The organism is Rhizobium sp. BK098 (assembly GCF_014193155.1).
In the GTDB taxonomy this organism is placed as follows: Bacteria; Pseudomonadota; Alphaproteobacteria; order Rhizobiales; family Rhizobiaceae; genus Rhizobium.
Map to the genome: position 1 here is coordinate 316801 of NZ_JACHYY010000001.1, position 21590 is coordinate 338390.

The following is a 21590-nucleotide window of genomic DNA, read 5'->3' on the forward strand; positions in this document are numbered from 1 at the left end:
TTTTTATTGCGCGTCAGTCGGCCGTCGGCTCGTCGTCTTCGATGAAGCCGCCGGATTGATGCGACCACAGCGTCGCGTAGATGCCGTTCCGGGCGATCAGCTCTGAATGCGTGCCGTCCTCGACGATACGGCCTTGGTCGAGCACGACAATGCGGTCCATCCGTGCGATGGTCGACAGGCGATGCGCGATGGCGATCACGGTCTTGTCTTCCATGATGCCGTAAAGCGTATCCTGAATTTCGGCTTCGACTTCCGAATCGAGGGCGGAGGTTGCCTCGTCGAGCACCAGGATCGGGGCATCCTTCAGGATAGCGCGCGCAACTGCAACGCGCTGCTTCTGACCGCCCGAGAGCTGGACGCCGCGTTCGCCGGCGTGAGCGTCGAAGCCCGTACGCCCCTCCTGATCCCGCAGCTTTGCTATGAAATCGCTGGCGGCAGCCTTCTCGGCGGCAGCCAGAATCGCATTTTCCGAAAAGTGCGGATTGCCATGGGCGATGTTATCGCGGATGGAGCGGTGAAGGAGCGATGCCTCCTGGCCGACCACGGCAATCTGCCGGCGCAGGCTATCCTGCGTCACCTGCCGAATATCCCGTCCATCGATTTCGATGATGCCACCCTCCGGATCGAAGAAACGAAGCAGCAGATTGACCAGCGTCGATTTGCCGGTGCCGGAGCGACCGACAAGGCCGACCTTCTGGCCCGCCGCAACTCGAAGCGAAACGCCGTCGAGCCCGCCATCTCCCTTGCCGTAGTGATGCGTGATTTGCCGGAAGACGATCTCGCCCTTGGTGATGGCAAGCGGCTCGGCGTCCGGCGCATCGGTAATCGCAAGGGGTTGCGAGACGGTCATCAGTGACTGCCGCATGGCGCCGAGATGGGCAAAGAGCGAGGAAACGGCATCCAGCATCCATTCGGCCATGCCGGTTATGCGGAAGCTCAAGGCGAGTGATGCCGCGATCAGCCCTAGCGGCGCGCCACCGGACTGCCAGAGGACGACCGCATAGCCGACAAGCGCGACGATGAGGAAACTGCCGAGGAACAGCATGCTCGAATTGACAAGCACCTCAAGCTTCTGCACCCGAACGAATGTCTCGCGGGTTTGAGCGAAACGACGACGGGCTTCCTTGTCTTCCGCCTTGGCATCGGCAAAAAGCTTGATGAGGTCGATATTGGCATAGCTGTCCACCAGCATTCCCGTCAGCTCGGCATAGGCTCCCTGATATTGCGCGGAGGCCTTCTGCAGGCGAGGGATGATGTAGGCCATCAGTGCGAGATAGCAGAGAAGCCAGACGGCGAGGGGCCAGATCAGGCGCGAGTCGATCGAGGCCATCAGCCAGAGCGAGCCGGCCACATAGATCGTGACGAAAGACAGCGTGTGCAGCACAGCATAGGCGGCGCCCGTTGCGGCGGTGCCGATATCTCGCACCTGGCTCGCGATACGCCCGGAAAAATCCTGGCGAAACCAGCCGACTGATTGCCGAAGAACGTGACGATGAGCCCGCCAACGGAACAAGGTCTCAGCATTTGGCCGGAACGCGATGTCATCCAGGCTTTCGCGGAGATAACCGGCAAGCGGCCTTCCGATCAGGACGAGAGCGGCTGCAGCGAGCAAGCCCAACCCTTCGGATACCCAAAAGTCTTCCCGCCGGGCGACGGCCAGATTATCCACCAGCCTGCTGGAATAGCCGATGAGCCAGATCTCGATGACGGCGCCGATGACAGTCAGGCTGAGGCTCATCGCCATGACTGTGCGAAACGGACGAAGGTTGGTTAGGAGATAGCGCCAGGCCTTGAGTGATGGCTGCGGCTCGTCATGATCCTGAAATGGATCGACAAGCTCTTCGAAGCGACGAAACATGAGTGCCCTCCAAGGGCGAAGATATCAATCTGATGGTCGGGCCGATAAAGCAGCCCTTCACGGCACTGCTTTTCAGCGGTGGTTTCCTGTGCCGTGATTTTTCATCAGAGTGCTCTCCTCATTGGTCGCTGCAACCTACATAGCTTGTATCGGTGCCGATGTCAGCAGCAATTGTATCGGGGATCGTTCGACATAGATGAGCGAATACCGTCCTTTACACGGCTCGCGTCGAGGCCGTCCGAGGATATATATGTTTCAATGGTGAATTTTGCTCAGGCCTGGCCTTTGGCAAGTTCATCGCGTCGCTTCGTCAGACGCTCGAGCTCTTCTTCCTGTTCGGCTATCCGCTCGGACGCCCGCTCTTCGTCGGCGGCGCCGGAAAAGGCTGCTGCCTGCTCAATCAGTTCGCGAAGATTTTCCCTGATCGCCGCAATACGCCTGTCGATTTCAGGAATGGTCAGCAGAACGTCGGACATGTTGAAACTCCAGCAAGACTATCGGACCCCACGCGATTACCGCACCCATTATCCATCGACCGGCTGGTAGCTGCAAGCGGCAAAACGGATGGGATATCAGTCATATCTCCGAGGATACCCGATTGGCGATCTGATCGAGCATCGCATTCGAGGAGGGGCCAACGATCGCATAGGTGGTGCCGTTGCGATGCCAGGATACGATGCTGATATCGTCCTTGATGGTTTCGCTGAAATCGTCGTCGGCGATGCCGTCCGTCTTGGTAAAGCAGATGGCGACGACATCGCCATCGAGGTTCTTGTAGATCAGCTGGCCGACAGGCTTACCGGCGGCGATGGACATGCGCGCGCCCTGGAAGACGAGACCATCAGCTGCGAGATCCGGAAAGTTGAATTTGACGCCGGCGGTGCTTGCCAGCCACTTGGCGATCTCGTCCAACTGGCTTGCCTGCAACTCTACCATATGCTGCGGCTGGCGCGCATAGATGCGGTGGTAGGCGGCAATATCGTCCAGCCAGTTGCGAGTCATAAGCTGTGACGGGGTCGGCGGAGGGCTCGCCGGGACGTCAGCGGGCTGCATACCGAAAAGATAGCCGATGCCGCCGCCGACGGCGAACAGGATAAGGGCCGCGGCCAATGATTGCTTGCCTGTCGGCGCCAGTTTCAGCGAATGCCTGGTAATACGCGGAGATGGCTCTCGGGTCTTCGGAGGCTGAGCGCTCTTGATGGAGCGAACAAGGGCCAGCGGTACCGGCTCCTTCAGGACCTCATCGAAAGCCTTGCGGCCGACATCGGAGCCGTGTTTCAGCTCATCGAAAATACGCCGGGCGTCCGCGTCGGAAGCAATGAGCTTTTCCAGCTCTTCTTTTTCTTCGCGGCTCGTCTCGCCATCCATGAAGGCGGACAAGCGGACTTCGAGCGGCGTTTTCTTCATATCTTGCAATGCTTAAAACCTTCGGGACGAGCGGCTATGACCCTGGGAGGCGAGGTAAAGGCGTGCGCTGGAGAGCCTTGATGTCACCGCCGCCAACGGGATGCCGAGAACATCGGCCGCCTGCTTGTAGCTGTGTCCTTCGACATCGACCAGCAGGAAGACACTGGCAAGTCCTTCTGGCAAAGATGTGACCAGGCGATGCGCTTCACCGGCTTCCACCGGATTTAAATGGGTTTGTGATGCCGGATCGCCCTGTTCCAGCGCATTGCCCTTGCCGGCGGGACGCAGCTTGTGACGTCGCGCTTCGTCAACCCATTGGTGCCGGGCCATGGTATAGAGCCAGCTTTCCAGCTTGCCGCCGCTGTTCCAGAGGTGGAACTTGGCTATGCCGCGCTGACAGACGTTTTGGACAAGCTCGTCCGCCTCGGCAAGATCGCCGGTCAGCGTCACAGCAAAGCGGCGAAGCTTCGGAAGAAGACCGACCAGATCGCGTCTGATATCGATGGCTGCTACCGGCGTTGGCATGATGGTTCCAGGAAGGCGTTGGAGGTTGTCAGATCGGCAATTTGCTTCCGCGATCGACGGCCTTCCCCGTAAGAAAGGTGATGCGAGCGGAATAATCGTCCTGTGCTGGTATGAACCATTTTCCTGCCGTTTCGCAAGTCTTCAAAAGCACCCGCGCGTTTGACCGTCATCCTTAATGCGCTATCCCACAATGTCCCAACCCGTACTGCACCAATGTTGGCCCAAGCTCTCCAAGGAGCAGTAAACTAGTCAGATACAGGCTTCGAAAGCTGGCATGCGTCGCTCCTCACAATGCATCCCTTATTTCGGAATTTCAGTGCTTAGATTGTAGCTCCGTATCTTAGAAAACGCTACCGAAACGATGCGCGCGACGACGCAAAAAGCTCGTCATGTCGCCAGAATATCGAAGCCTTCGGGGTCGACGCCGCTGCCATTGTCGCTGAGGCTATAACGCTCCGCTTTCAGTTCCCAGGCGCCGGGACGGCCGGCGATGGTGAAGAGATTATAGGCGGCGCGCGGCTTCAATCCGCCGACCCCTTGCGATGCGGAGGCGATCCCGACGACGGGAACCGAACCCATGTGCCCCCGCAGCCAGTGCAGGGTGTTGAGATGTGTATGGCCATGCAGGACGAGTTCGGCGCCGCCGGTGGAGATTACGGCTGCGAAACGGCGAATGCCGATCATCCGCTTGTAGAAGCTGGTCGCGCCGCGAATCGGCGGGTGATGGATCATGACGACACGAAAGAGCCCGGCATCCCCGGCGGCGCGCAGTATATTCACCGTCTCGCGGGCCTGGCGTGAGGAGTAGAAGCCGCTTGCGGCAAAGGGTGGGGTGGCGACGGCTGTGGAGCATCCCACAATAGCAACCTGACCGCGGATACGCAGATAAGGGAAAATGCGCTGGTCCTCCTGCCATTCGGCGGGAGCCTCGTCGCCGCGAACATAGGGATACCAGGAGCGCATGGCCTTTTCGTATGCGCCCGGCACATAGGCATCGTGGTTGCCGGGAACGACGGATGTGTGAAAGGGATCGCCGACAGTCTTCAGCCATGCGGCAGCTGTCTGGATCTCCATGCCGCTCGCAAGGTTGACGAGATCGCCGGTTACGGCCAGATGATCGACCTGTTTCGCCTTGATGTCGTCAAGAAGGAGATCAAGCGTATCGCCAAAAAGATGCTTGCGCCGGTTCCGGTGCCAGTTCACAAATCCGGTAATGCGTTTGGAGGCGAGTTCTCTGATCGAAAGACGTGGCAGCGGACCAAGGTGAACATCGGAAATATGCGCGAGCTTGAACATGGGATGAGACATAGCCCACTCTATTGTCAAAACAAATACATCCTCGATCCGATTGCAGATCACGATGCCGGGGTTCAGGCATGAGTGAAGACAATCGACGCGATGAAAGGCAGGGTTTGGCTGTGCGTCTGTTCGGCCGCGCGTTGCATGTCTATTTCGTGCTGACCCGCAGCATGACGATCGGCGTGCGCGCCGCCTGCTTCGATGGCGAAGGGCGGATTTTTCTGGTTCGGCATTCCTATATCGCCGGGTGGCATATGCCCGGCGGCGGCGTCGAACGCCATGAGACTGTGGCGCAGGCGCTTGAAAAGGAGCTGCGCGAGGAAGGCAATCTGGTGATCTCAGGCAAGCCGCAGCTCTTCCACGTCTATTTCAACAATCACACCAGCAAACGCGACCACGTCGTCTTCTATCGCGTCGAGGTCACCCAGACCTCGCCGCGCAAGCCGGATCGCGAAATCGTCGAAAGCGGCTTCTTTCCGGTCGATGCGCTGCCGCCAGGCACGACGAAGGCAACCTATCGCCGGCTGAAGGAGCTGGAAGGTGCATCGGCTCCCTCCAGCTACTGGTAGCCTCCGAGGCTTGGGTCAGGCGACTTTTGCCAGCCGCTCACGCCCGTGCGGGCGATCGAAATCGAGTTCCGGCCCGATCGGGACGATGCCTGTCGGGTTGATGGTCTTGTGGCTGCGATAATAGTGGTTCTTGATGTGGTCGAGATTGACGGTCTCCGCAACGCCGGCGACCTGATAGAGATCCCGCAGATAAGCCGAGAGGTTGGCATAATCGGCGATGCGGCGGATGTTGCATTTGAAATGCCCGACATAGACGGCATCAAAGCGGACGAGCGTCGTGAACAGCCGCCAGTCGGCCTCCGTCAGGCGATCTCCGAATAGATAGCGCTGCGTTGCCAGTCGTTGGTCCAGCATGTCGAGGGTTTCGAAGAGACGGAGCGCGTTTTCCTGATAGGCTTCCTGCGAGGTCGCGAAGCCGGCCTTATAGACGCCGTTGTTGACCGTATCGTAGACGCGCTCGTTCAATGCATCGATGTCGGCCCGCAAATCAGTAGGATAGAAATCCGCCGTGGAGCCGGTCAGGCTGTCGAAGGCCGTGTTGAACATGCGGATGATTTCGGCAGATTCGTTGTTGACGATCGTGCCGGTCTGCTTGTCCCAGAGAACGGGAACGGTCACGCGGCCGGAATAATGCGGATCGGCTTTGACATAGACCTCCCAAAGCTTCGTTGCGCCAAAGAGATGGTCGACGGTGCCGCCGTCCGTTCCTTTGAATTCCCAGCCGTTTTCAACCATCAGCGGATCGACGATCGAGACGGAGATCAGCTCCTCCAGCTTCTTCAGCTTGCGGAAGATCAGGGTGCGATGCGCCCAGGGGCAGGCAAGTGCCACATAGAGATGATAGCGACCGGCCTCTGCCTTGAAGCCGCCGGTGCCTGTGGGGCCGGCGCTGCCATCGGCGGTCACCCAGTTTCGAAACTGCGAGGCGGCGCGCTTGAAATGGCCTTTCGTCTCCTTGGTATCGTACCAGACGTCATGCCAAACGCCGTCCACCAACATGCCCATTGCTTCATCCTTTCGGGAAACTGCCGAACTCTATCTCCAGAGATACGGCATGCACGCCGGATTTCGAGACGGCAAATGATGAACACTGCGTCATAGGTGCCGTCAAGGTCGAGAAAAGACGCGATGTCGACCGATCTTGCATGAATGAACAGCTGGATGCATTTTGCATTGGACGCGCCGAATATTTCCTGCTATCGGGCTTTTCACAGTTTAAGGACCCCTTGTCATGAAAGTAACCAGAAGCCTGCGACGACGCCGATGATCTTGAACGCTCGATGAGCGCTTTCGGGAACAATATCGTCCGTCTACTGGTTGTCTGGGCTAATGTACAAGCACGATCTGGTCTACCTCACTGAGGATGCGTCGCACGACGCTGCAATCGAACTCATCAACGAAGAAGCTTTCGGTCCGGGACGGTTTACCCGTGCCGCTGCTCGCATTCGCGAGCAAGGGCCGCATGACCATTCGCTGTCCTTCATCTGCGCCGATGATGGCGAAACGATCGCCTCCGTGCGGATGACGCCGGTGCTGGCCGGATCGGTCAAGGGACATCTCCTCGGTCCGCTCGCCGTACGTCCGTCGCACAAGAACAAGGGGATCGGCCGCGAGCTTGTGCGGATCGCGGTGGCCGCTGCTCAGCGCAAGGGATCGGAAGCCGTCATCCTGATCGGTGATCCGCCCTATTATTGCCCGCTCGGTTTCGAAAAGGTTGCCTACAACGCACTGACCTTCCCGGGGCCTGTCGATCCCAATCGGGTGCTGGTGGTGCCGATCGCCGCAGACACGCATGCGCGGCTGCAAGGCTCGATCGCATGGCGCGATGATTCCACTGCAGCTGTGGAAGCCGAAGACGACGATCTGGACGATGTCGTGCAGCTCACGGCGATTGCCGTCTAGGGCGTTATCATCGAAAGATTGCCCCGCTCGAATCTCAGCGGGGCGACAATTTCTTCTGCAGAAAGAACCGGCTGCGACCGGCCGGGAAATCCGGCAATTCGCCGAAGACGGCATAACCCTGCCGCTGATAGGCTTTCAGCGCCTGTGGATTGAAGGTATCGATCCACGCGCCGAAACAGCCACGCGCGCTTGCTTCCGCCTCCGCCGCGTCCAGAAGCTTTCCGGCCATGCCCTGGCCGCGCAGGCTTTCCGGCACGAAAAGCCATTGCGTGAACAGCCACCCCCAGGCGGTATAGCCGGATATGCCGCCGATGGTCTTGCCCGTATCGTCGCGGATCAGAACAGCCAGGGATTGCCGAGCGGATGGCCCGACGTCCGCGGTGTTGAACGCCGTCAATCCTTCGCTGATAGCCGCAAGGTCGCTTTCCGATGGCGTATCGGTCACGTCGATCTTCATGGTCACCGTCCTTCGCGCCACCACGTGGCGGAGAAAGCAAAGAGGAGGGCGGCGAGACCGGCAAAGCCTGCAAACAAGGGCAGGGTATTGATCCCCTTCAGCACGGTTTCGTCGGTCATGCGGATGGTCAGGCGCTGACCGTCGGCGACGCGAACGGCGCCGCGAACCGGCAGAACCTGCGGCACCGTCACGCCGCCATTTGCACCGGTAACGCGGGTAACGAGACCCTTGGTCTTCTGTGCGAGCGGTTTCAGTGTTTCGGTGGTCGAGATCATGGCCTTGAATTCCGGAGCGTCGATGGCGCCGATATGGACCAGCGTCGACAGATTGCCGCTGGCGATCTGGTAGAGACCGATCTCGCCCATATGCTTCTCCGCCTGATAGAGACCTGGCTGCGTCTGCTTCAGCGGCAGGGTGTCCGTCTTGCCCGATGGCGTTTTAATCGTGGCGAGACCGGGATCGTTGCCGATCGTCTGGCGCGTTACCTGCAGCGTGCGCCCGGCGGCATTGGCGGTCAGGGCTTCTTCTTCCAGCGATGGCTCCTTCAGCAGCCAATGGGCAATGCGACGGTAGAGGGACACATGCGGGCCGCCGCCTTCGAAACCGCGCGCCCAGAGCCAGCCTTCGTCGGAGAGAAGCATAGCGACACGACCCTGGCCGACGCGGTTCAGCACCAACAGGGGACTGCTATCGGCGCCGACCATCACCGTCTGGCCTTGCGGCCTCTCCACATCCACGCTGCGGAACCAGCGGCCCCAATGCGGTGGCTCGGTTTCGGAGCCGTCCAGCCCCCGCGTGACGGGGTGTTTCTTGCCCTGGTCCGAAAGTCGCGGATAGAAAGCTTTCTCGATCATCTGGCCCGTCGGCTCGGCCGGCAGGACCGAGGCAAGCGGCGTCAGAGCGATCGAGCTGCCGCCGGCATGTTCGGGGCCGGCCGCGACAAGCAAGGCGCCGCCATTTTCGACATATTGAGCCATGTAATCATAATAGATCGTCGGCAGGACGTTCTGGCGGTCCTGATAGCGATCAAAGATGATCAGGTCGAAAGAACTGATTTTATCGACGAAGAGCTCGCGCGTGGGAAAGGCGATCAGCGACAGCTCGTTGATCGGCGTGCCGTCCTGCTTGTCCGGCGGACGCAGGATGGTGAAATGCACGAGATCGACCGATGCGTCCGATTTCAAAAGGTTGCGCCAGGCACGTTCGCCGGCATGCGGTTCACCCGAAACGAGGAGAACGCGCATGTTCTGGCGGATGCCTTCGATCACTTGGACCGTCTGATTGTTGATGCCGGTGACTTCGCCAGGCACTTCGGCGACCGCAAATTCGAGGACATTGTTGCCGGCACGCGGCACCTTGAAGCTGAAGGGTGTGTCCTGGCCGGACGTGGCCTGCAGTGTGGCAATCTCGTCGCCATTCATCTTGACTGTGACTGCTGCGGTACCGCCAGGGCTCTTGCCGTCGTCGACGACGCGAAAGACCAGCTGCTGTTCATCGTTGACGATGCCGAAGCGCGGGGCGCGCACGATCTCTATGCGGCGATCGAATTCGTCCGGCTTGCCTGTGATCAGCCCGTGGACGGGCGCGTCAAAGCCGAGCTGCTGATTGACGCCGGGAATGTCATGGATCTGGCCATCGGTCAGGAAGATTGCACCGCCGATGCGGGCGGGCGGCACGTCCGCGATCGACGAGGAGAGGGCGGAAAAAAGCCTTGTCGACGGCGATTCCGATTCCGCCGGATCGCGGAATTCCACAATGCGCGGCTCAATACGGGGGAATTGGGCCAGCCGATCCTTGAGCATCGCCAGAGCTTCGTCCGTCATTTTGGTACGTTCCGGCGTCTGCTGGCTGAGGCTGCGGTCAACGACAACGGGAACGATCGTCGACAGTTGATCGCGATCTTCCTGCATCAGCACCGGGTTGGCGAGTGCCGCAAGCAGAGCGATGCCCGCCAGAGCGCGAATCCAGCCGCCCCGCAGGCGCCTGTAGATTGCGAGCGCCGCGATGGCGAGCGTCAGCACCGCCAAAGCGGCAAGCACGGGCCAGGGGAGGAAGGGGGCAAAACCGATATTCATATTATTGCCCCAAACGCTGCAGGATATCGGGAACGTGGACCTGATCGGACTTATAATTTCCGGTCAGCATGTACATCATGATGTTGACGCCCGTGCGGTAGGCATATTCGCGCTGGGTCTCGTCCGGAGGCACGGTCGGCAGCAGCGGCGAGCCGTTATCGGCCACGGCCCAGGCGCCGGCAAAATCATTGCCGGTGATCATGATCGGAGTCACCCCGTCGGAGGTCGCGACCGCATTCGCGTCGCGACGCGAATCCTGGCGTGCCTCCACCCAGAGCGGGCTGTCGGCATAGCGCCCGGGGAAGCTCGACAGCAGGTAGAAGGACTTGGTCAGCACATGGCCCGCAGGCACCGGTTCCAGGGGAGGGATATCGAGATTGGCAAGGATTTGCTGCAGCCGCTGACCGTTCGGGCTTGGCGACGAGGTGTCGCCCATCGTATCGATGGCGTCGCGGGTGTCGAAGAGCACGGTTCCGCCGTTGCGCATATAGGCGTCGATGCGATTGATGGCGTCGTTGGACGGCATGGGCGCGGTTGCAGAAATCGGCCAATAGATCAGCGGATAAAAGGCGAGTTCATCCTTTGCAAGATCCACCCCTACCGGCGGGCCGGGTTCGAGCGTCGTGCGATAGGTGAGATAGTCGGAGAGCCCTGCAAGCCCGCGCTCCGAAATGTGATCGACGTCGGTTTCTCCTGTCACGACGTAGGCAAGGTGTGTCTTGTCCAGCCGCGAGAAGATGGTGTCGTCGCCCGGTTTGGAATCGTCGGCCAGGACGCTTACCGGATGTAAGAACATGGCGAGCGAGACGGCCAGCAGCAGCATTGCCGCACCACCCGCGATCGTCTTCGCCGATCTGCCCAAGCGCGGAAAGGCGCCGTTCATAAACAGCACGATGATGCTGTCCGCCAGCAGGACGAGGAAGGCGAGGGTGAAGAGGATCGGCTTTGCCGACCAGGCCTCGCCGCCGATCAGGCCCTCGCGTGCGACCGCACCAGCTGCCGAGGCATCCAGCGGCTTGAGCGCTGTGCCGCTCGGCAGGGTATTGAGCGCGCTGAAGCCCTCTTCGGAACCATAGAGGCCGGGCGGGTTGTCGAAGCTTGCGACTGCGGCTCCCTTGTTGTTTGGTTCCAGCGGGCGGGCACTGCCGATCTCGCTGGTCAACACGCCCTTGGCGGTCAAGAGCCGGTAGGGCGGCATCGCTTCGCTTGCCTTGGCAACTCCTTGTCCCGACGCGACGCCCCCGGCGCGGGACAGCTGAACGATACGGCGCAGCATCTCAACGAAATCACCCGATATCGGCAGATCGGACCATTGCGGCTCGGCACTGACGTGGAAGAGCACGATGCGGCCGGCCTGCATCTGCTTTTCCGTGACGAGCGGCGTGCCGTCGGCAAGGCTTGCCCAGGTGCGCTCGGCCAGATCCGGTGTCGGCTCGGCCAGGACCTGCCGCTTGATCAGGACATTGTTCGGCTTCGGCATGCCAGCGAAGGGACCGAACGACGGAAAATCGGCAAGCGGCTGCGGTTCGGCCCAGGAAAGGGCGCCGCCGAACGTGCGCTCGCCCTGCCGCAGTGTGACCGGGACCAAGGGATCGTCGGCGGGTGCCGCGGCAAGGCGCGGGCCGGCAAAGCGGACAAGCGTGCCGCCATTTTCGATCCACTTCTGCAGCGGCGCATAGGTTTCCTGCGGCAGGCGGCCGACATCGGCCATGATGATGACGGAGGGATTGCCCGCGAGCAGTTGCGGGATCGACTTCGCCAGATCGGCGCTATTGGGCTGGGTCAGATCGGCATAGGGTTGAAGCGCACGCTGGATATAATAGAGCGGCGACAGGATCGGCTGGAATTCGTCGGCGGCCTGTCCGGAGAGGAGCGCCACGCGGCGGCGGCGAAAACCGTCGTCCAGCAGATAGACGCTGCCGGCGCTTGCCTGACGATCGATGCTGATGCGGGCGAAATCATTGCGCATTTCGAAGGGCGCGGCGATGGACCCGGTCGCAACTGTCTGCCCGCCCGCAAAATCAAGCGAACCGACGGCAATCGGCCGTCCCTGATTGTCCTGTGCCGTCAGCCCGAGGCGCATCGGGCCACTGCCGTCCAGCCGTGTGGCCGTGACGGTCATGTTGCTGGCGGTATTGGCTGCGCCGGTAAGCGCCATGATATCGCGGCCATCGCCCTCGATGAGCCGCAGCTCGCTTGGCTGCAGGGCAGCAAGGCGGCTGACGATATCGTCCTTGGCCTTGCTCTCGATACCGTCGGAGATGAAGGCGATGGTGCCGGGCTTGCTGCCATTGAGCGCCGCCTTGACGGCATCGGTGGCGCGTTGCCGATCCGGCACCAGCGGCCTCGGGTTCATTGCATGCAGCTTGTCTCGGGCAGCAATTGCCGCACTCGGGGTCGCATCGTTACCCTGCTCGGCAGTGAAGGTGATTGAGACGGGAATGCCCTTGGCGTCGGCATCGTCGATCAGCGCGTCAGCAGTACGCACACGGCGTTCCCAGTCGGAGACGCTCGCCCAGCTATTGTCGATCATCAGCACTAGCGGGCCGCCGCTCGACAGCGTGTTGGTGCGCGGATTGAACATGGGATTGGCGATGGCGAGAATGACCAGGGCGGCAAGCAGCATGCGCAGCAGCGTTAGCCACCAAGGGCTGCGGGCCGGCGTCTCCTCGCGCTTGAGGATGCTCGCCAGAATGCGCAGCGGCGGGAACACCTCGGTTCGCGGCTGCGGTGGCGTCAGGCGCAGCAGCCACCAGATCGCAGGAAGCAGAATGAGCGCTGCCAAGATGGCCGGCGATGCGAATGCGAAGGAGAGACCGCTCATGGCTGGCCTCCAGAGACGACCCTCGCGGGCATGCCTGAGAGATACATATGCACGGCGACCAGGGCTTCGGAAGCCAGCCGGTCGGTGCGGTGGCTGACGAAGGTCCAGCCGAGATGACGCAGCGACTGGCCGAGATTTTCGCGCCGGGCGAGATAGGCGCGCTGATAGTCGTCACGCAGGTTTTCCGCGCGGCCGGCGATTAGCTTCGAGCCCGTTTCTGGGTCGCTGAACTCGGTGCGCCCGCTATAGGGAAAGAGTTCTTCGGCGGGGTCGGCAACCTCGATCACATGACCCCGCAGACCGCGACGTGCCAATGGTCCGATCCTGCCCATGACGCTATCGGCATCGTCGAGAAAATCGCCGATCAGCACGATATCGCTCCAGCCGCGGATCATCGCCGTCTGCGGCAGGCCGCCTTCGAGCGGCGTATGCATCAGCGCTGCGGCCAGGCGCTCGGCAGCATTGCGGGTCGAAACCGGCTCCATGATGCCGGGGCAGCCGATACGCTCGCCGGAGCGGGAAAGAATTTCTGCCAGAGCCAGCATCAGGACGAGCGCGCGACCCTCCTTGGACACATGGCCATAGGTCGACTTATACATCATGGATGGCGAGATATCGGCCCAGAGCCAGATCGTGTGGGCGGCTTCCCATTCATGATCGCGGATATAGGTATGATCGTCGCGGGCCGAGCGCCGCCAGTCGATGCGCGACAGGCTTTCACCTTCGGTATAGGGGCGGAACTGCCAGAAATTCTCGCCGATGCCGCGCTTGCGGCGGCCGTGCCATCCGGCAATGACCGTGTTGGCGATGCGCTTGGCCTCGACGAGACAATCCGGCACGAGGGCGGCACGGCTGCGGGCTCGGGAGAGGGCATCATTGCCTGAGGTCGGTCTGACGGTCTGTCCGATGGATGCCACGCGCTATACTCTCCTCGACATCCGGGTCACGATTTCGACTGCTTGACCAGCCCTGAAATGACATCGCGTACGGACATGCCTTCGGCGCGGGCTGCAAAAGTCAGCGCCATGCGGTGTTCCAATATTGGCTCGGCAAGTGCGTGAATATCGTCGATCGACGGGGCAAGCCGGCCCTCGTAAAGGGCGCGGGCACGGGCGCAGAGCATCATCGCCTGGCCGGCACGCGGACCTGGACCCCAGGCGACATGCTTATCTGTGGAGGCATTGCCCTGGCCCGGACGGGCAGAGCGCACGAGTGACAGGATCGCATCGACGACGCCGTCGCTTACGGGCATCTGGCGGATGAGCTGCTGGATTTCCAGCAAGCGTTCGGCGTCGATGACAGCCTGCGGCGTCACTTCGCTCAAGTCTGTGGTTTCGAGCAGGATGCGGCGCTCGTCGGCAAGTTCGGGATAGTCGACGTCGACCTGCAGCAGGAAACGGTCAAGCTGGGCTTCCGGCAGCGGATAGGTGCCCTCCTGCTCCAGCGGGTTCTGCGTTGCGAGAACGTGGAAGGGCGCGGGCAGGTCATAGCGCTGGCCGGCGATGGTGACGTGATATTCCTGCATGGACTGCAGAAGGGCCGATTGCGTGCGCGGCGAGGCGCGGTTGATTTCGTCGGCCATCAGCAATTGCGCGAAAACCGGACCCTTGACGAACCGGAAAGAGCGGCGGCCGGTTTCGTCCTGGTCCATCACTTCTGAGCCGAGAATATCCGAGGGCATCAGGTCCGGCGTGAACTGCACACGATTGGAGGCAAGGCCGAGGACTGCGCCGAGTGTCGTCACGAGCTTCGTCTTGGCGAGGCCGGGTACGCCGACCAGCAGGGCATGACCGCCGGCAAGAACGGCCAGAAGCGTGTTTTCCACGACGCTTTCCTGGCCGAAAATGACCTTCGACACCTCTTCGCGGACGCGGGCGATATCGCCCAGAGCCTTTTCGGCTGAGGCGATGATGGCCTGCTCATCGAGGCTCGTTTCGGTCGATTTGATCATGCCCATTTGCGTCTCCAATGGCAGAAAAAGGGTGCGCGTGATTCGCAGACGTTACACATTTGCCTCATAATCAATACAACTTATCGCCAGCAAGACCGCTGACAAGCACGTTTCAAATGACTATCTCGTGAGAACTGTCATATTCGTGACTAACGACCAACCGGGACAGAAGAATGGCAACCGAGGAAATCAGGACAACGGGCGATGCCGCAAGCCTCGCGGCGCTGATTTCGCGCGCGGCAGGCGATAGCGGCGGCTCCAAGAAGGGTCTGCCGCCGGTCGATCGCTGGAATCCGCCGTTCTGCGGCGATATCGACATGGAGATCCGCGCCGACGGTACCTGGTTCTATCTCGGCACGCCGATCGGCCGCGCGCCTTTGGTGCGGCTGTTTTCCACAGTTCTGCGCAAGGATGACGACGGCAAGACCCATCTCGTCACCCCTGTGGAAAAGGTGGGCATTCGCGTCGTCGATGCGCCGTTCGTGGCCGTCGAGATGAGCGTGACGGAGCGTGAGGGCAGACGGGTGCTGACCTTCCGCACGAATGTCGGCGATGTCGTCGAGGCGGGCAGGGACCATCCGATCCGCTTCGTCATACGCGGCGAGAACGACGAGCTGAAGCCTTATCTGCATGTCCGCGGGCGGCTCGAGGCCCTGGTGACGCGTGCGGTCATGTACGATCTCATCGAACTCGGCGAACCGGTGGAGATTGCCGGGCGAGAGATCTTCTGCGTGCGTTCCGGCAGCTCCATCTTTCCCGTCATGCCGGTTGCCGAATTGGATGCACTTACTCGATGAATGAATTTCCCCTTTATTCCGCGGACGAGTTCCGCCGTCGCGCCCTCCATCAGAGTGGCGGGCCGGTAGAGCTTGCCTGGCGCGATCACGGCGATCATCTCCTCAATCCCGAGACCATATCCCAGGTCGCGGACCTGAAGCTCAAGGATGCCGCGGTGCTTGTGCCCGTCGTCGACAGCGGAGACGATGCCAGGGTGATTTTTACGCTCCGGACATCGACGCTCCGCAAGCATTCCGGCCAGATCGCCTTTCCGGGCGGGGCCATCGATCCGGAAGACGCGTCGCCGGAAATGGCGGCGGTGCGTGAAGCGGGGGAGGAAATCGGGCTTGCCGACATCTTCATCGAGCCGGTGGCGCGGCTGCCGCATTATCTGGCGGCGACCGGCTTTCGCATCACACCCATTCTTGCCGTGGTAAAACCCGGTTTTCATCTGGCCCTCAATCCGACCGAAGTGGAGGATGCCTTCGAGGTGCCGCTCTCCTTCCTGATGGACCCCGACCATCACGTGACCGACACGATGCTCTGGCAGGGGACGGAACGCCATTTCTATCGCATGCCCTATGGGCAGCGCATGATCTGGGGCATTACTGCGGGTATCGTCCGCACACTTTATGAAAGGCTCTATAGATGACGTCCGTTGCCGATGAGGCCTGGTTTCGCGATGAGGCATTGCAGCGGGTGCTGGCGCTGCTCGATGCCGATGGCGGCGAGGGGCGCGTGGTCGGCGGCGCCGTCCGCAATAGTCTGATGGGCCTGCCAGTCGCCGATATCGACATTGCGACGACCCTCCTGCCCGAAACGGTCGTGGAGAGAGCAGAAGCCGCAGGGATCAAGGCGGTGCCGACGGGCATCGCGCATGGCACGGTCACTTTGGTCATTGATGGAAAGCCGTTCGAAATCACGACCTTGCGGCGTGATGTCGAAACAGACGGGCGCCGTGCCGTCGTGGCCTTCAGCCGGGATTGGCAGGCTGATGCCGAGCGGCGCGATTTGACCATCAATGCGCTCTATGCATCCGCCGATGGCGAGGTCGTGGATCTCGTCGGCGGGCTGGCCGATCTGGAGCGCCGCAACATTCGCTTCATCGGCGATGCCGCGACGCGGATTGCCGAGGATTACTTGCGCATCCTGCGTTTCTTCCGCTTCTTTGCCTATTATGGCACCGGCCGCCCCGATGCGGATGGTCTGCGCGCCTGTGCTGCGGCAAAATCAAAGATTTCAACACTCTCGGCCGAGCGTGTCTGGTCGGAAATGAAGAAGCTGCTCGCGGCTCCAGACCCGGGCAGGGCGCTGCTTTGGATGCGCCAGATCGGCATTTTGACCGAAGTGCTGCCGGAAACCGAGAAATGGGGGATCGACGCCATTCCCGGACTGATCGCCGCCGAACAGGCTTTTCGTTGGCCGGCGGAGGCTCTACTTCGCCTTGCTGCCATCGTACCGCCCGATGCGGCAAGGCTTGCCAAGCTTGCCGAGCGGCTGCGCCTCTCGAGGGCCGAAGGCGCCTATCTGCAGGCCTGGGCGAATGCGCCGATCGTGAAGGACGACATCTCGGAAGTGGCCTTCGATCGCCTGCTTTATCGCCATGATCAAACCGGCGTTGCGGCTTGCCTGAAGCTCGCGCTGGCCGTTGCCCGCAGCAAGGCGGAGGGCGATTTCGAGGAAATGGCGCGCGTGGCGCGGCTTGGGAAATTGCTGGAACGAACGGCAAACTGGAAGAAGCCGGCTTTTCCGCTTAATGGCGCAGATGCGCTTGCCGCGGGCGTCAATGCGGGGCCGCGCGTGGGCGAGCTTCTCGGCAAACTCGAGCAGGAGTGGCTCGATGGGAATTTTGCGATGAACCGGGCGAGCCTTCTCGCCCGACTAAAGGATTTGGCCAGTGCCTGATAACGGGGCCTGATCCCCGGGACTGACTTGCCGGCCTCCGATCAGGCCGCGTTGGCCTCGTCGCGAATCCGGGCCTTGATATTGTCGACCATGTTTTCGCGGATGACGGTTTCGCCATGCGCTTCGCGCATGTGCTCGACCGCGCGGCGCACCACCTCGGCGTCATCCTTGGCGCGGGTGTGCCAGGCGCAACCGGGCACGAGCGTACCACATTCAAACAGTCGCATATCTTCCTCCTCATCTTTCAACGGATTCTCGCCCTACAAAGGACCTAAAGGCCTAAACGCAACGAACGAGAAAAGGTTTCTGCCGTTCGGCAAGCCTTCCGCTTGCCGGTGGCGGCCTTCCGGACATTAATCCGGCATTGCCCAGGATTTGAAGCAATCCGAGGATTGATATCGTGTGATAGGCGCCTGCTTGGCCGAACGATCGGCCGCGAAGCGGGCGATATCGCTTGGAGATTTGCCCGCCAACTGCATCCTCACCTGCTCCAGGAAGCAGGAGAGGGGTAGATCGGATCCACTGCGGGTCCGCATATCCTCTGCCAGTCGGATGATGAATTCCGGGCTATCGACGGTGCGCGATAGTTTCTGTTCCTTCGAAGCTTCCGTGACTTGTTTCTCTGCTGCCATTACAACCTCCTCCGATTGAACGAGCATTAGGTCACTTAGGCACTCCTCCCGCTGATTTCAGGGCGTTGTCCGATCATTTAATGTTGAACATCCAAGCGCATCGCGATCTTTCAATCTTTTGTTGCGCTTGAAGTTTCCCGCATGCCGCGATCGCAAAATTGCCGCCCAGCTTACGCGACACGTTTCAAGGCCAACGCACCACCGGCGGCAGAGACGATAGGATCGACTCGACATTACCGCCTGTCTTCAACCCGAATATTGTACCCCTATCGTAGAGCAAATTGAACTCCACATAACGTCCGCGGCGAATTAATTGCTCGTCGCGGTCTTCTTCCGTCCATGTTTCGTTGAAATTGGATCGGACGATGCGCGGATAGACCATCGCGAAGGCGCGGCCGACGTCGCGCGTGAAGGCGAAATCCGCGTTCCAGCCACCGGCTTCCTCTGTCGAATGCAGCCAGTCGAAGAAGATGCCGCCGATGCCGCGCGGCTCGTTGCGGTGCTTCAGGAAGAAATATTCGTCACACCAGCTCTTGTAGCGCTGATAGTCGGCGACGGCATGACGATCGCAGACGATCTGCATGGCGCGGTGGAAGAGGGCGCTGTCCGGATCTTCCTGGGAGCGGCGGCGATCGAGCACTGGCGTCAGGTCGGCGCCGCCGCCGAACCATTGGCTCGTCGTCACCACCATGCGGGTGTTCATATGCACGGCCGGCACATTCGGATTGACGGGGTGGGCGATCAGCGAGAGCCCCGAGGCCCAAAAGCGGGGATCTTCCTCGGCGCCAGGAATCTGGCTGCGAAAGTCGGGAGAGAATTCGCCATAGACTGTCGAGGTGTGGACGCCGACCTTTTCGAAGACGCGGCCCTCCATCATTGACATGCGGCCGCCGCCGCCCTGGCCCTTGTCGCGCTGCCAGTCCTTGGCGATGAAGCGGCCCGGTTCCTGGTCGGAAAGAGGGCCGGTCAGCTCGCTTTCCAGCTGCTCGAACTCCGCGCAGATCGTGTCGCGCAGGCCTTCGAACCAGTGTCGCGCTGCCTCCTTCTTTTCTTCAATATCCTCGGGTAATCCCTTGGGGAGATTGGGTCGTTCCATTCACGCTCTCCGACGATGCGAGCAGCCGGCGGCCCGCGATTCGCACCGTATGTATCGTGATTTGGAATATCAGCAAGATTGCGGCGCAGCCAGTGCAGCAACGCCGCAGGAGAATCGACTCGCAAATTTCACACTGCGGTATTATGTTCCCTCTCTCAAAGGCGAGGTTTTATCATGAAGATACCCGGACCGCCGCCCCTGGATGGGTTGAGAAACAGAATATTCCGTTACCGGCAGGACCATCCCGCCGGTGGAAAGAGCGAATTCGTTCGCGAGACCTTTTGTCTCAGTCGCCCCGAAGCGCGTGAAAAGGCGCGCGAGTGGTTCACCGAATTCCCGAAAGCTGCCTACTGGACCGAAGTCGAAAGCTGGCGCCAGGTCGACGGCGATCGCATCGAGTTCACCATGCGGCGTCTGCCATCGGCCGATTGAACTGGACGACATGGCCCGCATCGACGGGTGATGGCTCTCGAAGTGCGTTCCCGTTTCTCCGAGGCGCGTTGGCGATGTGCTGCGAGTTCAATGCGGTATGGGCGATGGCGGATCATCCGACGGGCCGAATGCGGGCGGCTGAGCGCTTGGCATCGGCCTCGCGGAGATAGCTTTCTTGACCTTCTCGATTGCAGTCGTAGTGCCGCCGGCCGGAGCCGGAGGAGACTTTGCCTCTGGTATTGCCGCCGGTTCGGCCGCGGCACCGAGCCTTGCAGCTTGGTGTTCTCCAGCTTTCTGATTTCCGGCGACGGGCGATGCCGCGAGAATTTCCATCAGCGTGGTGGTCACCGGCAGGTGCCCGCCCAAGTCGGTGTTCGTGTGATGCCACGCTTGCGCAACACGCCGATCGGCATGAATGAATGCTCGGGAGTTGATTTCGCCGAACCAGTCCCATTCCCCCGTGACGTCGACGACATCCGTGAAAACAGGCGGCATAGCGATGCGTGCGCCGATCGTCACGATCTTTGCATGCCGCGCCAGCTCGGTGATCCGCGCTTCGTCCTGTTTGCAGAGGTTATGGAGTGCAGCCGACAACACGAGGTTTCCCTTGGAGTGGCCGGTCAGCAGACGGAAGGAAAGGCGGGGATCGGCAAGAAGCGCCTGCACCGTTCTGGTGTCCAGGCTGGTGCGGGCCGCAGTTCCATCGCGCTGCGCTCCAACCTTGGGCCGGCCGGCAAGATCATCCAGGCTTTCAAGCAGCGGCCGCAGCCCTCTCAAATGACCGAAGAAAAACGATCCGCCGAAGGCTTCGGTGATGGCATCGGCTATGCCGTAGCCTGAGACGACGACCGCGACCGGTGCGTCGATCGCATCGGCCACATTGCGGGCAAAGGCGGCTGCGCCGAGCGCGGAACCGCCGATGCCGGCGACTGCGAGCGCCCGGGCATTACCGCCGCCGCGCAAGACGAATTCATCGATGGTTTCGCAGAGGGTGAGTGCTCCAAGACCGCTTGGCGGCACGATCAGGATCGCGCCTTCGGCGGCGAGCGAGTCACTGATGTAGAAGGCTTCTTCGGGTGTGATGACCTTGACGTCGTAGAACAGCGCATCGAGAGCGAGGTTGCGCTGGCGAAGGCCTTCAAGCGCAAGGTTGCGCAAAGGGGAGTGCTGGAGCCGTTCGGGGAGGCTTAGTGTACGGGCGAACTGCGTAAGGGAAAGCGTGAATGCCGTCTGGAACATGGGTCACCTCGTCAAGGCTGCCTGAGTTAGAGCATTCCAGAGCGAAGCTTCTCACACTTTATCCGGCGTGCCAACGTCTATTCCGGTGCGACATTCAGGCTCGGTGCTGAGGACGACGGCCATTGCGTTTGCCGCAGTGCTTCACCTGAAATCATGGCGGCGGACATGGCGACATTGATCGAGCGCTGACCCTCGACCATGGGGATCAGGATGCGGCCATCGGCTCTGTCATGCACGTGCTCCGGCACACCGGCGCTTTCGCGGCCGAAGAGGAGAATATCGTCGTCGCGATAAGTAAAATCCGTGTAGCGCTGCGCCGCCTTTGTGGAGGCCAGCACCAGCCGTCGTCCGCTTTCTTGCCTCCATGCCTCGAAGCGCTCCCAATTGACGTGTCTAGTCAGGGTGACGGCGGCAAGATAATCCATGCCGGCGCGCTTCAGATTGCGGTCGGATATGTCGAAGCCGGCCGGCTCGATAATGTCGACGCCGAGGCCGAGGCAGGCGGCAAGCCGCAGGATCGTGCCAGTGTTGCCGGGAATATCGGGTTGGTAGAGGGCGATGCGGAGCTTGGTCATATGTTGCAACTAGCGAAATCGCCCCGATTTGTCTCCGGTTTTTCCTGGGACCCCTCGATTCCTGTGA

The 21590-nt window shown here is 61.0% G+C and carries 22 protein-coding genes; 6 read left to right on the forward strand and 16 right to left on the reverse strand.

From position 1 onward, the window contains the following. Positions 1–13: 13 nt before the first annotated feature. The 5 genes from FHT73_RS01520 to FHT73_RS01540 all read right to left on the reverse strand — a co-directional run bounded on the left by FHT73_RS01520 (position 14) and on the right by FHT73_RS01540 (position 5116). Positions 14–1858, reverse strand: a complete 1845-nt coding sequence (locus FHT73_RS01520; RefSeq protein WP_183709442.1) for an ABC transporter ATP-binding protein — start codon at positions 1856–1858, stop codon at positions 14–16. A 272-nt stretch (positions 1859–2130) separates the two neighbouring features. After that, the gene (locus FHT73_RS01525; RefSeq protein ID WP_015340649.1) at positions 2131–2334 is read right to left on the reverse strand and encodes a hypothetical protein; all 204 of its coding nucleotides are present in this window, start codon (positions 2332–2334) and stop codon (positions 2131–2133) included. A gap of 100 nt (positions 2335–2434) precedes the next feature. Further along, positions 2435–3274, reverse strand: a complete 840-nt coding sequence (locus tag FHT73_RS01530; RefSeq protein WP_183709444.1) for an anti-sigma factor — start codon at positions 3272–3274, stop codon at positions 2435–2437. 3 nt (positions 3275–3277) lie between these two features. Continuing rightward, positions 3278–3790: an RNA polymerase sigma factor gene (locus FHT73_RS01535; RefSeq protein WP_112334292.1), complete on the reverse strand. Its 513-nt coding sequence runs from the start codon at positions 3788–3790 to the stop codon at positions 3278–3280. 387 nt (positions 3791–4177) lie between these two features. After that, entirely contained in the window at positions 4178–5116 is a 939-nt protein-coding gene (locus tag FHT73_RS01540) for a metallophosphoesterase (RefSeq protein ID WP_183709446.1), read from the reverse strand. Positions 5117–5166: 50 nt separating this feature from the next. On the opposite strand from FHT73_RS01540, the gene FHT73_RS01545 reads away from it, so the two are divergent. Continuing rightward, complete coding sequence (locus tag FHT73_RS01545; protein WP_112604864.1) at positions 5167–5658, forward strand: NUDIX domain-containing protein; 492 nt, start codon at positions 5167–5169, stop codon at positions 5656–5658. 15 nt (positions 5659–5673) lie between these two features. On the opposite strand, the gene FHT73_RS01550 is transcribed toward FHT73_RS01545, so the two are convergent. Further along, a complete protein-coding gene (locus FHT73_RS01550) occupies positions 5674–6663 on the reverse strand; it encodes a glutathione S-transferase family protein (protein WP_183709448.1) in 990 nt (329 codons plus the stop codon). Positions 6664–6987: 324 nt separating this feature from the next. Here FHT73_RS01550 and FHT73_RS01555 point away from each other — a divergent pair, with 324 nt between their 5' ends. Next, positions 6988–7560 (forward strand): N-acetyltransferase, encoded by a 573-nt coding sequence (locus FHT73_RS01555; RefSeq protein ID WP_183709450.1) that lies wholly within the window; start codon positions 6988–6990, stop codon positions 7558–7560. A gap of 34 nt (positions 7561–7594) precedes the next feature. Here the strand turns inward: FHT73_RS01555 and FHT73_RS01560 are convergent, their stop codons facing one another. From FHT73_RS01560 to FHT73_RS01580, 5 genes are read right to left on the reverse strand one after another with little or no spacing between them, the layout of a single operon-like run. Further along, positions 7595–8017, reverse strand: coding sequence for a GNAT family N-acetyltransferase (locus FHT73_RS01560; RefSeq protein WP_112334296.1), 423 nt, complete (start codon positions 8015–8017; stop codon positions 7595–7597). Positions 8018–8019: 2 nt separating this feature from the next. Beyond that, entirely contained in the window at positions 8020–10092 is a 2073-nt protein-coding gene (locus FHT73_RS01565; protein WP_183709452.1) for a hypothetical protein, read from the reverse strand. Position 10093: 1 nt separating this feature from the next. After that, complete coding sequence (locus FHT73_RS01570) at positions 10094–12916, reverse strand: DUF4159 domain-containing protein (protein ID WP_183709454.1); 2823 nt, start codon at positions 12914–12916, stop codon at positions 10094–10096. Continuing rightward, positions 12913–13833, reverse strand: a complete 921-nt coding sequence (locus FHT73_RS01575) for a DUF58 domain-containing protein (RefSeq protein WP_183709456.1) — start codon at positions 13831–13833, stop codon at positions 12913–12915. The genes FHT73_RS01570 and FHT73_RS01575 overlap by 4 nt, the downstream gene beginning before the upstream one ends. 26 nt (positions 13834–13859) lie before the next feature. Next, positions 13860–14873 carry a MoxR family ATPase gene (locus tag FHT73_RS01580; RefSeq protein WP_183709458.1) on the reverse strand — a complete coding sequence of 338 codons (1014 nt, stop codon included), beginning with the start codon at positions 14871–14873 and terminating at the stop codon, positions 13860–13862. Positions 14874–15040: 167 nt separating this feature from the next. Between FHT73_RS01580 and FHT73_RS01585 the strand changes: the two genes are divergently transcribed. The 3 genes from FHT73_RS01585 to FHT73_RS01595 are packed head-to-tail and all read left to right on the forward strand — an operon-like array spanning position 15041 to position 17549. Further along, positions 15041–15664 (forward strand): DUF1285 domain-containing protein, encoded by a 624-nt coding sequence (locus FHT73_RS01585; protein WP_183709459.1) that lies wholly within the window; start codon positions 15041–15043, stop codon positions 15662–15664. After that, positions 15661–16296, forward strand: coding sequence for a CoA pyrophosphatase (locus FHT73_RS01590; RefSeq protein WP_183709461.1), 636 nt, complete (start codon positions 15661–15663; stop codon positions 16294–16296). Before FHT73_RS01585 ends, FHT73_RS01590 begins: the two co-directional genes overlap by 4 nt. Continuing rightward, positions 16293–17549, forward strand: a complete 1257-nt coding sequence (locus FHT73_RS01595) for a CCA tRNA nucleotidyltransferase (RefSeq protein WP_183709463.1) — start codon at positions 16293–16295, stop codon at positions 17547–17549. The genes FHT73_RS01590 and FHT73_RS01595 overlap by 4 nt, the downstream gene beginning before the upstream one ends. Before the next feature lie 41 nt (positions 17550–17590). Here FHT73_RS01595 and FHT73_RS01600 read toward each other — a convergent pair whose 3' ends face one another. From FHT73_RS01600 to hemF, 3 genes are all read right to left on the reverse strand, one after another. After that, positions 17591–17776 (reverse strand): DUF1059 domain-containing protein, encoded by a 186-nt coding sequence (locus FHT73_RS01600; protein ID WP_015340634.1) that lies wholly within the window; start codon positions 17774–17776, stop codon positions 17591–17593. Positions 17777–17902: 126 nt separating this feature from the next. Continuing rightward, positions 17903–18181 carry a hypothetical protein gene (locus FHT73_RS01605; protein WP_015340633.1) on the reverse strand — a complete coding sequence of 93 codons (279 nt, stop codon included), beginning with the start codon at positions 18179–18181 and terminating at the stop codon, positions 17903–17905. A gap of 184 nt (positions 18182–18365) precedes the next feature. Continuing rightward, entirely contained in the window at positions 18366–19277 is a 912-nt protein-coding gene (hemF, locus tag FHT73_RS01610; protein WP_183709465.1) for an oxygen-dependent coproporphyrinogen oxidase, read from the reverse strand. A gap of 171 nt (positions 19278–19448) precedes the next feature. Here hemF and FHT73_RS01615 point away from each other — a divergent pair, with 171 nt between their 5' ends. After that, positions 19449–19709, forward strand: coding sequence for a hypothetical protein (locus FHT73_RS01615; protein ID WP_183710121.1), 261 nt, complete (start codon positions 19449–19451; stop codon positions 19707–19709). 87 nt (positions 19710–19796) lie between these two features. Here the strand turns inward: FHT73_RS01615 and FHT73_RS01620 are convergent, their stop codons facing one another. Further along, complete coding sequence (locus FHT73_RS01620; protein WP_183709467.1) at positions 19797–20948, reverse strand: hypothetical protein; 1152 nt, start codon at positions 20946–20948, stop codon at positions 19797–19799. A 77-nt stretch (positions 20949–21025) separates the two neighbouring features. After that, positions 21026–21523 (reverse strand): tRNA (cytidine(34)-2'-O)-methyltransferase, encoded by a 498-nt coding sequence (locus FHT73_RS01625; protein ID WP_112604897.1) that lies wholly within the window; start codon positions 21521–21523, stop codon positions 21026–21028. Positions 21524–21590 lie beyond the last annotated feature (67 nt).